Consider the following 15,488-nt stretch of genomic DNA (forward strand, 5'->3'; position numbering starts at 1 on the left):
AAATACACACCCGGACCGGCCGGGCGCCGTTCTGATTTCCCCTGCGCGCAACACCCGAAACGATATCAACGAAACGCCTCGATAAAGGTTACCTTGTTGATCTCTTTGAGCGTCGTCCATCCACGGCGAACGCGATCGATCGCCGACTCGCGCAGGAACTGCATGCCTTCCTGCTGCGCCAGCCTGCGGACTTCCGAGGCCGGCTTTTTCTCGAGAATGATCTCGCGGATCGGGTCGGTCAGGTCGAGCAGCTCGTGGATCGCCGTTCTGCCGCGATACCCGGTGCCGCCGCATTCAATGCAGCCTGCCCCCTCACGGAATTCGAAGTTCCGCCACTCCTCGGGATTCAGGCCGCTGTTGATCAGCATCTCGTCGTCGTACTGCACGGTGTGCACGCAGTATTCGCAGATGGTACGCACTAGGCGCTGCGCCAGAATGCAGTTCAGCGCGGAGACGAAGTTATAAGCCTCGACGCCCATGTTCAGGAAGCGTCCCAGCACGTCGATCACGTTGTTCGCGTGGACCGTGGTGAAAACCAGGTGGCCGGTCAGCGCTGAGTTGATGGCGATCTGCGCCGTCTCCTGGTCGCGGATCTCACCGACGAGGATCTTGTCCGGGTCATGGCGCAGGATCGAGCGCAGACCGCGGGCGAAGGTAAGGCCCTTCTTTTCGTTGACCGGGATCTGCGTGATGCCGCGGATCTGGTACTCGACCGGGTCTTCGATGGTGATGATCTTGTCTTCGTCGCTCTTGATCTCGTTCAGCGCTGCGTAAAGCGTCGTCGTCTTGCCCGAGCCGGTGGGTCCGGTGACCAGCACCATGCCGTAGGGCTCGCGGATGTACCGGCGGAAGCGGCGGAGATCGTCCTCATGGAAGCCGACCACCTCGAGCGTCAGCTTTTTGAACTTCTCGCTCATCGACTCCTTGTCGAGCACACGAAGCACGGCGTTTTCGCCATGCACCGTCGGCATGATCGAGACACGGAAGTCGATCAGGCGGCCCTTGTAACGCACGCGGAAACGGCCGTCCTGCGGCACGCGGCGCTCGGCGATGTCGAGCTCGCTCATGACCTTGATACGCGAGAGGATCGTCGCATGGTGCTCGCGCGCAATCGGCGCCATGGCCAGCTGCAGCACGCCGTCGATGCGGTACTTCACGATCAGCGAGTCGTCGTAAGTCTCGATATGGATGTCGGAGGCTCGCCGTTCGAGCGCGGTGAAGATCGTCGTATCCACCAGACGGATGATCGGGCTGATGTCTTCTTCCGAAGTCAGCTTCTCGATCGAGATGTTCTCGTCCGGGTTCTCCTCGGTCGAAACGACATCGAACGTCAGGCCTTCGGAGGCCTCATCCAGCACGCGCTGCGACTGCTCGGTCTTCTTCAGCAGGTCGGTGATCTGTGTCAGAGTGGCCACGCGGGTGACGATGCGCTGTCCCAGCAGGCCGCCGATCTCGTCGAGCATCATCAGCCGGCTCGGGTCGCTCACCGCGATCACCAGCCGGTTGCCCTCCTGCTCCAGGGGCACGAAGTTGTAGCGGAACATCATGTCCACCGGCACGGTCTTGAAGAGCTCGTGCTGGATCTTGAAGTTCTTCAGGTCGACGAACTCCGAGCGATAGCGCACCGCCAGCGCCTGTGCCCGCGCTGTCTCGTCCTGCTCGATGGGAAGCGTCAAAACCGGTCCCTGTGCCATAAAAACCCCGTCTGCTCTCAATCGGGCCACCGGCGCTTGCGCCGATGGCCCGTTCATCTGGTAAATCCCGCCAGGACAGCGTTTCCGCCCAGCGGTACTGCGCCTTTCAGCGCGCTTGCAATAACTCTAGTGCTGGAAGTTCGCCGCATTCCCCAGGGAGAATATCGGCAGATACAGCGCAATCAGAATAACGACCACCACGATTCCCATCACAATCAGAATCGCCGGCTCAATCAGCGCCATGGCCGCCGTCAGCGCCGTCTGTACATCTTCCTCGAAGAATTCCGCCACGGAATTGAGCATCTGCGGCAGCGCGCCGGTCGATTCGCCCACCTCGATCATCTCGATCGAGAGCGCAGGAAAGACCTTCGTCGACGCGAGACTGGTCGCCAGCCCCTTGCCCTCGCGAATGCTGGCCACCGAGGTAAAGACGGCCTTGGCGATCCGTTTGCTCGCAATCGAGCGCGCCGCTGTCTCAAGGGAGGGCATCAGCGGCAGGCCTCCGGTCAGCAGCGTTGAGAGTGTTCGCGAAAACAGCGCCACCTGGTACTTGATCCAGATCGCTCCAAAGACCGGCATCCCGATACGGAAACCATCGATCCGGTCCGCGCCCTTATCCGTTTTGCTCCAGCGGAAGAGCAGGTAGCCGATCAGCGCCAGCGCCGGGATTGCATAGAGAACGTACTTCTGCGCGCCGTTTCCGACCTTCAGCAGAAGCAGGGTCAGCCATGGCAGGTTCGTGCCCAGCTGGTCGTAAAGTGTTGCAAAACGGGGCACGACGAAGGTGATCAGGAAGACGAAAAGTCCGAAAACCAGGCAGATCAGCAGCGCCGGATAGATCAGAGAGGCCGTCAGCTTCTTGCGGAAGCTCAGTGAGATCCGCTGGAAGGACAGAAAGCGTCCCAGGACCTCTTCGAGGTTGCCGCTTCGCTCACCCGCCAGCAGCGTCGTCGTGTACATCAGCGGAAAGCCGCCCTGCGCCTCGAAGGCTGCCGAGATCGACTCGCCCGTACGTACGCGGGCTGTCACGTTCTGCAGCTGCCCGGCAAAAGCCGAGTTCTTCTGGCCCTTGGCCAGCATCTCGAGCGAGCCCAGGATGGGCAGGCCAGCCTTGATCAGGGTAAGAAACTGCTGATTAAAGATAAGAAAGGTTTCGAGCTTGACCTTCTTCCGTCCGCCCGTCAGGCCCTTGGCCTTGACCGAATAGACGTAAAAGCCGGCCTGCGTAAACCGCTGGCGCAGCTCCTCGGCGGATGCCGCCGACTGCACCTGCTCCTGCACGCGGCCGCGCTCGTCGGCCAGTTTGATGACGAATTCTGCCATGGAAAGCTAATTCAGGGTACCAGTTCCCGTAGGTCGCCCGGTATCGGAATAGACGCGCTTCCTCTGCCACCCGTTCAGCCGCGTCGATCTCCTCAAAATAACTTATCGGCGCTTCACTTCCCGGCGTAAGTCCCTGGCTCCGTGAAGCACGCGAAGGATCAGGAGCGGCTTGCGGTGTGGGGAGTAGACAAGCAGGTAGCTGGGGAAACCCGGTATACCCCAAAACCTGAGGGGTAGACCGGTGAGCTCAGTGCGGACACCGCCGGCCATCGGGTTTGCAGCCACAAACTCGCACGCATCGTAGATTGCGGCCTCGACCCGGTCTGCAGCTTCGATATTCTCCCGGGCAATGTACAACCAGATGTCAAACACTTCTCGCTTGGCCCGGGCAGAAAGCTTATATCGGATCATGCCATCTGTCGGGCTTTGAGCCAGGCCTGCTTCCGTAACCTTAAGTCTTCCTTCACCTGTTCTGGCGTGAAGGTCTCACCGCGCTCGGCCTGCTCCAGTGCCTCTTCGAGCTTCCTGTGGAACTCTTCTCGGCTCTCTCCGAACAGGACTTCGTGTCCTTCAGTGTCCAAATCCTCCTGCTGCTGCCGAAGGATGGCGTGCTGGAGATACTCTTCCACACTCGCATATGAGCCCAGCTTTACCCCCTCGCGCACGAGAGCTTCCAGTTCCGGACTGAGTTGGATCGCCATGCAGCCAGTCTACGCCCGGATTACCGCCATTTCCGGCGAAAATCCCGCCGGGAAGACACTGTCGTAACCGGCCTATGGCTTCGCCGGTAGAGCCCCCAGCTTGGCAATCCTTCCCTTCGGACCCACGATCCAAGGCAGGCTGATCGCATTCCAGTTTCCGTCATCGAGCTTCGACCAGGTCTTCCCGCCGTCATAGCTGATATCGGAGCCGTTTGTCCCCGCCGCAATCCACGCCTTCGCCTCCGCATCCCACGCCACCGATGACCGGTATCCATGCGGAGGCTTCACCGCCGCCGTCCAGGTCTTGCCGCCGTCCGCCGTCCACGCCGCCGTCCCTGTCGGGTCGTTCGGCTTCTGGTAGTCACCACCCACGGCTATTCCGTGCTGCCAGTCCGCAAAGGCAATGGAGAAGATACCCGCCGCGGGGCTGTCATGCCGGATCGGCGTCTGCGCGCTGTCGACGATTTGCCAGTGGATCGGGCAGCTTCCAGAGATAGGCTCCGGCGTCCCGCAAATCAATCCTCCCGGCACGAATGCCGCCTGGCTTACCCGGATCACCCGTCCCTTGCTCGTCCCGATCCACAGGGTGTCCCCGGATGAGGCGATCGAAGAGTTACTGGCGGCAAAGAATGCTTCGTCAGGCAGCGGTGTCAGCCCTTCGCCTGGGGGCGGATTCATCTTCCAGCCGGTGACAGGGCCAGACTTACCTCCAGCAGTCAGGGGCTGGGGCCCTCCATCCATCACCGGAATCCACTTATATCCGCCATCGTTTGTCACACGAATCGGCAAAGTTCCAGTACGGCGCTCAAATGGTGGAATCAGGCTTTCAATAGAACCTATCGGGTGAGAATTATTATTAAATTTAACGGGATCGCCCAGCAGCACGCCGTGATCCGCATCGAGAAAATAGAGCGCATCGAAGAAGCCGTCCGGCAGCGGATCGGAGAAGACCACCTTCCAGTGCGAGCACCCGTCGGTCGTCTTGTAGACCCGCGACTGCGTCCCCGGCCCCGACGCCATGATTACGGCGTTGTTCGCATCCCAGGCCCAGATACCGCGAAAATCCAGCTTCTCAGCCCCCGGAGGCATGGCGCATGTCTGCCACATGTAGCCGCTGTCCTCGGTCCGGAGCACGGTGCCATCCGTACCGCTGGCCCAGGCCACGCCGCCACCTACCGCGTGAATCCCCCGCAGGCTCGCCGTCGTCCCTCCCTGCTGCATCACCCAGGGGCCGGATTTCGCATCCTGCGCACACGCTGCCGCCCCAAATGCCGACATCCCCAACAGACCGCCTGCCAGAATCCAACCGAGCTTCACTTGCTCTTCACCTCATGGCACATCGACGTAGCCTTGTTCCCAAGCCCATCGGTTGAAAAGGAGGATCCGCGGTCGCCCGCCTCCCACCAGATAAATGTCCCGGCGGCGTAGCGCGCGCCAGATCCGGAGATCACATTGGCAAAAATCAGCGACCTGCCACCCACCGGGACCACCGCCAGGCTGTTGCCCGCGCCGTTCAGGTATTCCACGGTGAAGACGCCCGCCGGCAGTCCCATCTTTGCCCCGGCCGAGTCGCAGGCATAGCGCCTTGTTTCGTGCGTTACCGGACCATCGCCCTGCAGACGAATCCGCATCTTGGTCGAGGCCTTTGCGGTGCTTCCGCAGAGCGCACCGCATGCCAGCACTGTCGCCACCAGCCATTTTCCGGGCATGGTTTTCCTCCGAACTCCTCGTGTGACACCACGATACGTCACGAGAGATCCGAAGGAATCGCCACTCCTATACAGGCGGCAGACCGCTCACGATATGCACCCCTGCCGGAGGGATAAAGGCGAAATCCGAGTCCTTGACCGGCACATTCGCTGCCTCGCCCGAGAAGCGGAAGCCGTTCACAATGCCGTCCGTCTCCTCGACCCGCAACTCGCGAATCGTCCCGTCCGCCGTCGCCGTCACCGCAAAGGACGAGACCCGCTTTTCCAGACCTTTCGGAACGCCGGTCAGCGTCCAGGTCCCATCGGCGTTCGTCCGCAGCGCAATGCCGGAGAGCTGTTTCATCAGCTGGGTGTGGCCGAGCAGCAGGCTCAACGGCGAACGCATATCGTCCAGGTCCTTCGCCGGAACCTTCTGCGCCTCGTTCTGCCCGGGCGAGTAGAAATACCCGTCCTTGCCGTCGAGCACGAAGAGCTTTCCATCCGGCTGCGAATAAGTCCAGCGCATCCGTCCCGGCTTCTTCAGGAGCAGTGCTCCCTCTTCGCGCCGGTTCATGCCCATGCCCTCGTAGGTCTGGAGAAAGTGCACCTCGAGCGAGTGCAGGCGGTTGTAATGCGCATCGATCCGCCCGGCAAGGGTCTCGGCTGTCATCGTGTCAGCCGCTTGTGCGGCAAGAGTTTTCGCTGCTGGCGGCTGCGCCATTCCAGGCACGCCAGCCAGCCCGGCCAGCGCAAAAAGCAAAACGGCGGACCGCATCGGTCCGCCGTGATTGGAAAGATTTCTCACACTTCCAGAGTAAACCCTGGCCGCGCGCTGCAATTACTGGAGAGCGACGGTGCAGTTCGTGCCACCGGTCGGATCCTTGCGGACCTCGCCCTGCTGATCGATGCAGTAGCCCGAGTGGCCGGTCTTGCCTACGGCCTGCGGAACGGCCGTCACTTCGTAGCCGGTATACATATCCTGGTTGTTCACCGTCGTCTTGGTGGTGTTCACGATGGTGAAGGTGTAGCCACTCTTCTGGCCGCTGGTCAGGTCGCCCTGGAGCAGCTGCGCCGCGTTGGCCGTGGGAGCACCCGACTTGGGATCGCCGCCCAGCTCCTGCAAATTGCTGGCAAAGCCGTTCTGTGGATAGGTCGTCTGGTACTGGATTTGCGCCTCGTAAATCGCGCGCAACGACTGGATGCACGAGGTTTCATTGGCCTGCATCTTCATGCCGGCAAAGTTCGGAATCGCGATCAGCATCAGGATCAGCATGATGCTGATCACGATGAGCAGCTCCATCAGGGTGAAGCCCGCTTCGGCATCCGGAGAAATATCACGGCGCTTGCGGCGCGAGAGAAGGCTGAGGAGAACGAGTCGTGTCATGATCAATATCCTTCGATAAACCTGCGCAGCGGGCTCCGCCAGGCATAATTCTGGCTCCGCCAAACGCCATCCTACTGGATGTTAGACGTCTGAGGCCAGTTCCCCGCTCAAACCGCTGCCTTCCATAACTTCCATGCCCAGCAACGAACCCAGGGCATGCCCGAGCTTTGCTCTGGCGGGAAGGGATAGGCCTCTTTGTACCCCACTCAAGCCAACACCGGGCTTGAGTGGGCCACCGTCAGTCGGAGAGGGAGGCAAAAGAACTCCACCCTACCCCCTCGTTCCCTGCACCCTGCTCTTAGCAGACCAGCTGGTCGCGCGTCAGCTTCAGTCCGTCCAGTCGTCCCAGCAGCGTTGCCGCTACCCGTTCCGGCTGGAAGAGCGTATTTGCCATCTCCATCACCTGCTCGGCGGAGACATTCTCCACCTTGTCCAGGATCTCCTGCAGGCCGAAGAAGTAGTTGAAATACATCTGCTGGCGGGCCAGGTTCGACATCCGCGACATCGAGCTTTCGAGCGAAAGCAGCAGGTTCCCCTTCAGCTGATCCTTTGCCCTGCGTAGCTCATCGGCGTTCAGGGGCTCGCGCTTCAGCTTGGAGAACTCCTCCATCACCAGCTTCACCACCTCAATCGCCTTCGACGACGAGGTGCCCGCGTACACGCACAGCGAACCGGTATCGCGATAAGGATTGAGGTCCGTATAAATCGCGTAGGCAAGCCCGCGCTCCTCGCGCACCGTCTGGAAGAGACGTGAGCTCATGCCGCCGCCCAGCACCGTATTCAGCACCAGCGTGACGTAGCGCTGCTCGTCGGCTACCGGCGGTGAGGGTACGCCGAGACAAAGCTGCACCTGTTCGAGCGACTTCTTGTTGCGCAGGTTGATGCGCGCCGCCGTCTTCGGCGGATGCTCGTCCGCATGCACGCTCTGCCCGGCAGGCAGTGCCTCGAACTTCCGTGTAACCCGCTCCACGAACTCGTCATGGTTCAGGTTCCCTGCGGCCGTGAACACCATGTTGCCGCCCAGAAAACGTGAATCGTAGTAGCCGAAGAGCGTATCCCGCTCGAAGCTCTTCACCGTCTCCTTGGTGCCGAGAATCGGCTTGCCCAGCGGATGGTCCTTCCAGAAGTTCTGGGTGAAGATTTCATGCACCAGGTAATCCGGGTTGTCCTCGTCCATCTTGATCTCTTCGAGGATGACACCGCGCTCGCGGTTAATCTCCTCGGGCGCGAAGACCGGATTCAGCACCAGATCGCTCAGCACCTCGAGCGCCGTGGGCACGTGCTCATCGAGCACCTTCATGTTGAAGCAGACGGTCTCCTTGCCAGTAAAAGCATCCAGGTTGCCGCCGATCGCGTCCACTTCGCGCGCAATCCGCTGCGCCGAACGCGACTTGGTCCCCTTGAAGACCATGTGTTCCACAAAGTGCGAAATGCCGTTCACCTCGGGCAGCTCGTGCCGCGAGCCCGCGCGAATCCACATGCCCATCGCCACCGAGCGGACATGATTCATCTGCTCGGTCAGGATCGTGAGGCCGTTGGGCAGGATGGTGCGGCGGATGTTGCGTTCATTGCTCATTCAGTCTTTCGACCTTTCTTGGGAGGCCAGCATCGATGTGGAATTGTCATTGGAGGCCGTGTCTTTCTGGGGAATGCGCCGACTCGGGCGCGCGGAATGCGCTATGCTGACACAGCAGAACTGAAACCCCGAAACCGCAATTACCGATGACGTCTGGCAGGAACAATCTCTACTCCATTTTAGACGCTCCTGAACCCCAGGCGATTCGTCCGCTTTTTGGTTTTTCCAATCAACAACTTGCGCTCTTATCGCAAGAGTTTTCACTGCCGCCCTACCGCGCCCGGCAGCTGACCCAGGCCCTCTATCGCGACTGGGCCGGGACCCTGGAGGCCATCACCACGCTGCCCCAGGCTGTCCGCGAACAGCTGCGCGCCGCCGGTTACGATATCGGCCGCCCGCGCATCGCCGAGACCTTCCGCTCCGTGGACGGCACCGAACGCTACCTGATCGCGACCGCCGACGGCCAGACCGTGGAAACAGTCTGGATGCCCGAGGGCGATGACGGCGAATCGGGCGATGGCTCGCAGGCAGGCGACGAGGAAGCGCAGGGCCATCACGACGCCACCATCTGCGTCTCCTCGCAGATCGGCTGCGCGGTGAACTGCCAGTTCTGCCTCACGGCCAAGCTCGGCATCATCCGCAACCTCACGCCGGGCGAGATTGCCGGGCAGGTCGTCGCCGTACTCGATCGCCACAAGGTGCGCATCGGTCGCGATCGCATCAACCTTGTCTTCATGGGCATGGGCGAACCCTTCCTGAACTACGACGCCTTCATGGATGCCGTCCGGCTGCTGGTCAACGAGGTCGGCATCGCGGAATCGCGCATGACCGTTTCCACCTCGGGCATCGTTCCGGGCATCGAGCGCTTCGCCGAGGAGCCGGTCCGCCCGAAGCTCGCGATCTCACTCAATGCGTCGAATGACATCGTGCGCGAGCAGGTCATGCCCATCACGCGCAAGTGGGATATCGCCGCGGTGATGGATGCCATCCGCAAGGTGCCGCTGCGCACACGCGAACGTGTGACCTTCGAATACGTGCTGCTCGGCGACGTGAACGATCAGCCCGAGCACGCGAATGAAGTCATCCGCCTCGTGCGCCGCTGCGGTCTTCCGGCAAAGGTGAATCTCATCGCGTGGAACCCCGGCCCCGGCATCCCGTACACGATGCCCTCGCCCAATGACGTGGAACGCTTCCAGCAGGCACTCGTCGGTGCAGGCATCCCAGCCTTCCTGCGCCGTCCACGTGGACGCGACATCTACGCCGCGTGCGGCCAGTTGAAGCGCACCGTCGAAGCCTAATCCGCGCAGGATCTGCCACCCATTCAGAAAATTGATTGCTGTGTTCACAAATTGCAATCAATTGCGTAATGGATGGAAAGGCTTACATGCACTTTTAGGGTTTACCCTAGAGATGGCGCTGCTTTTGCACGAAAGAAATAGAAGCCTGATTGCAAGAGAAAGGGGAAACTACACATGTTCAGGATGAGCAACAGCGAGTCAGGAACTTTGTACCCCTGGATTCTGCAATGGCACGGCGCCTCAGAGAAACATCTTTTCCGCCCCTGACCCATTCAGGGCGCATCGACGCCGCTTATCGCTGTTCCAGGGTGTAATCCAACGCGCGCTTCTCTTTCGAGATGCTGTGTGCCGGTGTAAGCGGCCGTTCTTTTCCTGAAAGCAATCACTCAAGAAGACCCCTCCGGCATACGCTGCACCGTTGCGTATTGACTGGATTTTGCTTTTGTCCCGCTTCGTGCGCTGTCTGCCGAGCGGGCCTGGATCACTTTCTGTGAGGTTCGATTTATGAATACAGCTATCGCTGAGAAGCCCCGCGCCCATGCACGGACGAGTATCCAGACATCGCTGCTCATCACCACCGCGGTCACCTCCATCGCCGGTTTTCTCTATGGATATGACACCGGCATCATCTCCGGCGCGCTGATGCTCATCGCGAAGGAGTTCCATCTCGGTCACCAGATGCAGGAGATGGTCGCCTCGGCGATCCTCGTTGGCGCTGTGATTGGAGGACTCAGCTGCGGTGCGATTTCCGAGCGGCTGGGCCGCAGAAACACGGTAGCGCTGATTGCGCTCGTCTACATCGTGGGCGCACTCGCCTGCAGCATGGCGCCTACGCCTGCCCTGCTCATCGCCGCGCGTGTGCTGCTTGGCTTCGCCGTCGGCGGCTCCTCGCAGACGGTGCCCGTATATATTTCCGAGATCGCACCGGCAATGCGTCGCGGCAATTTCGTCACCTGTTTCAACCTCGCGATCGGACTCGGCATCGTTGTCGCCAGCCTCGTCGGCTACTTTCTCCATAACGCGTGGTCGTGGCGCTCCATGATCTCCGTTGCGGTCATCCCAGCTGCGATTTTGCTTGCGAGCATGCCGTTCTTCCCCAAGAGCCCACGCTGGCTGATGGAGATGCGGCGTCCGCACGATGCGAAGCATAGCCTGCAGCGCGTGCGCAGCGAAGGCGATGACATCGAAGGCGAGTTGCGCGATATCCGCCGCGCGGCCGAGCAGGAACACGACAAGGCAAGGGGATGGGCAGGCCTGCTGCAACCGTGGGTGCGCCCGGCGACGGTCGCTGCGCTCGGCGTGGCCGCATTCACACAGCTCAGCGGCATCGAGATGATGATTTACTACGCGCCGACAATTCTCTCCGGCGCGGGCTTCGGTGCCTCAGCATCCTTGCTCGCCAGCGTGGGACTCGCCGTGGTCTATGCCCTCATGACGGGCCTTGGCTTGTTGATCGTTGAGAAGGTGGGACGCCGCAAACTCATGCTCGTCATGATCCCCGGTGCTGTCGTGAGCCTTGCGATCCTTGGCACGATGTTCGCGCGCGGCATGGCAACGGGACCATCCGCATGGGTGCTGGTCGGATGCCTGCTCGTCTACATGATCTTCAACGCAGGCGGCATCCAGGTTTGCGGATGGCTGATGGGGTCGGAAGTATATCCGCTCTCCGTGCGCGCGGCCGGCGCCAGCGCGCAGTCGGGCATGATCTGGGGCGCGGACCTTGCAGTGACGGCCACAGGCCTGTCGCTCGTAAGCCTCGCCGGAACCTCGGGGACCATGTGGGTCTACGCAGGCCTCAACCTGCTCGCGTTTCTCTTCGTGCTGCGCTTCGTACCGGAGACGGCAGGCCTCAGCCTCGAGGACATTGAAGAATCGCTCCGCAGCGGCCACTTCAAACCATAAAGCTTCATGGGCTGACATCTCTTGACGTCAAGCCTTCGTGCAATACGAAAAGTGCGCGCGGATTCGCTCCGCGCTGCATGCGACAGGAATGCCATGCCGCCGCGTCACCGGTGGCGTGCCACAGGAAAGGAGTGTGACTTATCCAGAATCACGCGAAGAATACCTACCACTGCAACTCCGCCCGCAAGGGACAGCTCGGCTTATCCGCACTCTCTCAGCTGCCGCTGAATGTCCGCAAGCCTGCTTTTGATCCACGTCAGCTTCGCAGCGGCATTCTCCACCTGGGATGCGGCAGCTTTCATCGTGCGCACCAGGTTCTCGCCACGCAGGCCGCGATTGAGACGCAAGGCAAGGATGGCCTGCGCTGGGGCATTGCTTCGGTCTCCATGCGGCGCAGAGAGCTGCCGGACACGCTGAATCGCCAGAACGGCCTCTATACCGTCCTTGAACGCAGCGCGCACGGAACGGCGGCGTTGATCGCAGGAGCGCTGCGTGAGGCGGTCTACGCGCCAGAAGATGGACGCGGGGTCTATCGCCGTATCGCCGATCCTGAGACATCGCTTGTCACGTTAACGATCACCGCAACCGGCTATCATCTCGATCCGGCGAGCGGACAGCTCGATCTCCAGAACCCCGCGATCCTGCATGACCTCAAGCGGCCACAGCTTCCCACGACGGCCGTGGGGCTGCTCGTACAGGGACTCGAAGAGAAGAGAAAGGACGGCGGCACGCCGCCGGTGATTCTCTGCTGCGACAACCTCACCAACAACGGCGACACGCTGCGCCAAACAGTTCTCGATTTCGCATCCGTGCTGGATCATTCTCTGAGTGAATGGATCGCACGGAATGTGCGGTTCCCGAATTCAATGGTCGACCGCATTGTGCCGATGACCAAGCCAGAAGATATCGCCGAGGCCTGCAGACTGCTTGGCGGCTTCGAGGATCGTGCTCCCGTGCCGACCGAGCCGAGCACGCAGTGGGTCATCGAGGAGTTCGAAGGAGATCGCCCGGCATGGGAAGCGGGCGGCGCAGAATTTGTAACCGATGTGCGTCCATTTGAAGCCTCGAAGCTTCGCATGTTGAATGGCGTGCATATGTTTCTGGCCTACGTAGGCGCCCTGGACGGCAAGCGGACGATCTCCGAAGCCGCCGAGGATCCTATCATCGGCTCGCTGGCCGAGGCGTTTATGCTGCGCGAGCAGGGCGCCGGGGTCCCGCTCTCAGCATCTTTCAAAGAGCGCTACGCCGCATCGCTTATGGCGCGATTCCGCAACCCGGGAATCGTTCACATGTTAAGCCGCATTGCACGAAACGGTTCGACGAAGATGTCGGCACGAATCCTCGAACCGATGCGCGAGAATCTGCTGGCAGGCCGTGATGTGCATGGAGCGATACTGCTGATTGCGAGTTGGATTCGCTGGTTTGCGCTGCACGATCAGGAGATCGACGGCATCCATATTGTGGACCCGCGCGCCGAAATGCTGCATCGTCTCTATCGCATCCATCGCGGCAGCTACGAAGCACAGGCCGAAGCGTTTCTGGGCGAAGCAGAGATCTTCGGGCCACCTCTGCCCGATCATCAGCGGATCGTCCGCGAGGTGGCGCAGATGCTGCATCGCCTTTCGCATGAGCCCGTGGGGCAGGTGCTGCAGGAAGCACTGCAGCACTAGGGCACTAAAAAGACCGGCACGCCAATGCGCTGGCGTGCCGGTCTTTTTTCTTTTCAGAAGTTCGCGCTTAGCGGGCGTTCGCGCGCTGAATATAGCTGAGCGCACCGTGCAGGTCTTCCATAATCTCAAGCGCCTTCTCGCGAATCTCTTCGTTCGGCTCCAGCAGGTCGGGAATCACGATGACGCGAATACCGGCGGCATGCGCGGCCCGCGCGCCACTGTGCGAATCCTCGAGCGCAAGGCAGTCATCCGGAGAGAAACCCAGACGGCCCGCAGCCGTGAGATACGGCTCAGGATTCGGTTTGCCATTGGTGACATCGTCGCGCGTCACGATCGCGTCGAACCGATGGAAGATGCCGATCATTTTCAGGTGATGATCCGTGCGAACGCGGCTGGAAGACGTCGCAATGGCGCGTGGAACCCTGTTCTGCTCAAGATAATCCAGCAGCGGCTCGACGCCCTTCTTCAGTGTGAGCTTGCCGGTATCCACCAGCTCGCGAAGGATCACTTCCTGCGCACGAAAGAATTCCTCCAGAGGAAATTCGGGGCCGTACGTTTCGCGCACCAGCTTGCGGCAGCCATCCGCGGCCACGCCCACCATCTTCCGGCAGAAGGAATACGGCATCTCGTATCCGACAGTCTTGCCTGCGCTTACCAGCGCATCGATGGCAAGCCTCTCGCTATCCAAAAGCAGACCATCCATATCAAAAATGACAGCATGTACAGGGCGCACCGCGCTCTTAGTCGCTTGCAATGGGTTCTCCTCTGACGTGGAATGTGCGGTCGCGTCTGCTCTCGCGGCATGTTTTACATGCTCAACATCGCGGTTGCACTATCTCTTCAGTTTATCGCACAGCGCGATTACAGCAGGAAGAACAGCGTTTCCAGGGGCTGCGCAAGAGGAAGAAACCATTTCACCTGTTAAAGATAGAGCGAAAACTCAGCTCCCCGCGTTGCCGATTCCGTGCTGCTTCAGGCGCTCGATGACGAATTCCGGCACCAGCCCCTCGACCGATCCACCGAGTTCGAAGACCTCTTTTACCAGCCGCGAACTCACAAAGGAGTACTTCGCATCCGGCATCAGGAAGATCGTCTCGAGTTCCGGCGAGAGACGCCGGTTCATCAGGGCCATCTGCAGCTCGTATTCGTAGTCGCTGATGGCGCGGATGCCGCGCAGCAGCGCATGCGCCTGCTCCTGCCGGGCGAAGTCCACCAGCAGGCCGTCGAAGGTCGCGATCGACACATTGCCGAATCCGGCTACGGCCTCGGTCAGCATTTCCACGCGCTCCGCCACGGTAAACAGCGGATTTTTGTGCGAATTTCTCAGGATGGCAACCACGAGATGATCGAAGATCTTCGATCCCCGCGCAATCAGGTCCACATGCCCGTTCGTGACCGGGTCGAAGCTGCCCGGATAGATAGCTTTAACAGTATTCACGCCAGTTGGATTGTATCCGTGAAGCCGAACGGACTCCAAACCGGAGGCCGCGACGAAAAAGAAAACGGCAGGCCGAAGCCTGCCGCTGGTTGCGATGGAAACTCGAACTACTGGCGCCGCGCCGCGGGCCGTACCGCTTCCTGGGCCGCTGCTGCGCCGTTCGCCGGCACCGCAGGAACCTCGGGTGCGCTGCCCGGCGTCACGATGCCCAGCTTCTGGCGAAGCTGCACATCGATACGGCCGAAGGTGTCCTTGTTTTCCTTGAGGAAGTTGCGCACGTTTTCGCGACCCTGGCCGATGCGCTCTCCGCTGTAGCTGTACCAGGCGCCCGACTTCTCGACGATATTGTTGTTCACCGCCAGATCGAGCACATCGCCTTCGCGCGAGATGCCTTCGCCGTAGAGAATGTCGAACTCGGCCTCGCGGAAGGGCGCTGCAACCTTGTTCTTCACGATCTTGACCTTGGTGCGCGAGCCCACTACCGTATCGCCTTCCTTCACCGCTGCAATACGGCGGATATCGACGCGGACCGAGGAGTAGAACTTCAGCGCGCGGCCACCGGTCGTGGTTTCCGGATTGCCGAACATGACGCCGATCTTTTCACGGATCTGGTTGATGAAGATGAGGCAGGTGCGCGACTTCGACACCGTACCGGTAAGCTTACGCAGCGCCTGCGACATAAGGCGGGCCTGCAGGCCGACGTGCGAATCACCCATCTCGCCGTCGAGTTCGGCCTTGGGCACCAGCGCAGCCACCGAGTCGACGACCAGCACGTCGATCGCGCCCGAGCGCACCAGCGCTTCGGTGATCTCAA

The 15,488-nt window shown here is 60.8% G+C and carries 15 protein-coding genes; 3 read left to right on the forward strand and 12 right to left on the reverse strand.

Annotated elements, in window-relative coordinates; all coding sequences use genetic code 11:
• Positions 1 to 65: 65 nt before the first annotated feature.
• From QM649_RS14780 to QM649_RS14820, 9 genes are all read right to left on the reverse strand, one after another.
• On the reverse strand, positions 66 to 1,694 hold the full coding sequence (locus QM649_RS14780; protein WP_415199824.1) for a GspE/PulE family protein: 1,629 nt from the start codon (positions 1,692 to 1,694) through the stop codon (positions 66 to 68).
• A 126-nt stretch (positions 1,695 to 1,820) separates the two neighbouring features.
• Complete coding sequence (locus QM649_RS14785; RefSeq protein ID WP_415199825.1) at positions 1,821 to 3,017, reverse strand: type II secretion system F family protein; 1,197 nt, start codon at positions 3,015 to 3,017, stop codon at positions 1,821 to 1,823.
• 102 nt (positions 3,018 to 3,119) lie between these two features.
• On the reverse strand, positions 3,120 to 3,428 hold the full coding sequence (locus tag QM649_RS14790; protein WP_415199826.1) for a type II toxin-antitoxin system RelE/ParE family toxin: 309 nt from the start codon (positions 3,426 to 3,428) through the stop codon (positions 3,120 to 3,122).
• Entirely contained in the window at positions 3,425 to 3,718 is a 294-nt protein-coding gene (locus QM649_RS14795; RefSeq protein ID WP_415199827.1) for a hypothetical protein, read from the reverse strand. The genes QM649_RS14790 and QM649_RS14795 overlap by 4 nt, the downstream gene beginning before the upstream one ends.
• 72 nt (positions 3,719 to 3,790) lie before the next feature.
• Positions 3,791 to 5,035, reverse strand: coding sequence for a WD40/YVTN/BNR-like repeat-containing protein (locus tag QM649_RS14800; protein ID WP_415199828.1), 1,245 nt, complete (start codon positions 5,033 to 5,035; stop codon positions 3,791 to 3,793).
• Positions 5,032 to 5,427, reverse strand: a complete 396-nt coding sequence (locus tag QM649_RS14805) for an MliC family protein (RefSeq protein WP_415199829.1) — start codon at positions 5,425 to 5,427, stop codon at positions 5,032 to 5,034. Before QM649_RS14805 ends, QM649_RS14800 begins: the two co-directional genes overlap by 4 nt.
• A 67-nt stretch (positions 5,428 to 5,494) precedes the next feature.
• Positions 5,495 to 6,076, reverse strand: a complete 582-nt coding sequence (gene lolA / locus QM649_RS14810) for an outer membrane lipoprotein chaperone LolA (RefSeq protein ID WP_415199830.1) — start codon at positions 6,074 to 6,076, stop codon at positions 5,495 to 5,497.
• A gap of 168 nt (positions 6,077 to 6,244) precedes the next feature.
• On the reverse strand, positions 6,245 to 6,790 hold the full coding sequence (locus QM649_RS14815; protein ID WP_415199831.1) for a type IV pilin protein: 546 nt from the start codon (positions 6,788 to 6,790) through the stop codon (positions 6,245 to 6,247).
• A 298-nt stretch (positions 6,791 to 7,088) separates the two neighbouring features.
• Positions 7,089 to 8,366, reverse strand: a complete 1,278-nt coding sequence (locus tag QM649_RS14820) for a M16 family metallopeptidase (RefSeq protein WP_415199832.1) — start codon at positions 8,364 to 8,366, stop codon at positions 7,089 to 7,091.
• Between the two features lie 146 nt (positions 8,367 to 8,512).
• Here QM649_RS14820 and rlmN point away from each other — a divergent pair, with 146 nt between their 5' ends.
• The 3 genes from rlmN (at position 8,513) to QM649_RS14835 (ending at position 13,236) form a co-directional block, all read left to right on the forward strand.
• Positions 8,513 to 9,664, forward strand: coding sequence for a 23S rRNA (adenine(2503)-C(2))-methyltransferase RlmN (rlmN, locus tag QM649_RS14825; protein ID WP_415199833.1), 1,152 nt, complete (start codon positions 8,513 to 8,515; stop codon positions 9,662 to 9,664).
• A 504-nt stretch (positions 9,665 to 10,168) separates the two neighbouring features.
• On the forward strand, positions 10,169 to 11,566 hold the full coding sequence (locus QM649_RS14830; RefSeq protein WP_415199834.1) for a sugar porter family MFS transporter: 1,398 nt from the start codon (positions 10,169 to 10,171) through the stop codon (positions 11,564 to 11,566).
• A 281-nt stretch (positions 11,567 to 11,847) separates the two neighbouring features.
• The gene (locus QM649_RS14835; protein ID WP_415199837.1) at positions 11,848 to 13,236 is read left to right on the forward strand and encodes a mannitol dehydrogenase family protein; all 1,389 of its coding nucleotides are present in this window, start codon (positions 11,848 to 11,850) and stop codon (positions 13,234 to 13,236) included.
• A 67-nt stretch (positions 13,237 to 13,303) separates the two neighbouring features.
• On the opposite strand, the gene QM649_RS14840 is transcribed toward QM649_RS14835, so the two are convergent.
• The 3 genes from QM649_RS14840 to recA all read right to left on the reverse strand — a co-directional run.
• Positions 13,304 to 13,969: an HAD family hydrolase gene (locus tag QM649_RS14840; protein WP_415199838.1), complete on the reverse strand. Its 666-nt coding sequence runs from the start codon at positions 13,967 to 13,969 to the stop codon at positions 13,304 to 13,306.
• 207 nt (positions 13,970 to 14,176) lie between these two features.
• A complete protein-coding gene (gene coaD, locus QM649_RS14845; RefSeq protein ID WP_415199835.1) occupies positions 14,177 to 14,674 on the reverse strand; it encodes a pantetheine-phosphate adenylyltransferase in 498 nt (165 codons plus the stop codon).
• A 107-nt stretch (positions 14,675 to 14,781) separates the two neighbouring features.
• Positions 14,782 to 15,488 (reverse strand): recombinase RecA (gene recA / locus QM649_RS14850; protein WP_415199836.1); only part of this gene is annotated, 707 nt, incomplete at its 5' end.

The organism is Silvibacterium sp., from assembly GCF_047605705.1.
Lineage (GTDB): Bacteria > Acidobacteriota > Terriglobia > Terriglobales > Acidobacteriaceae > Silvibacterium.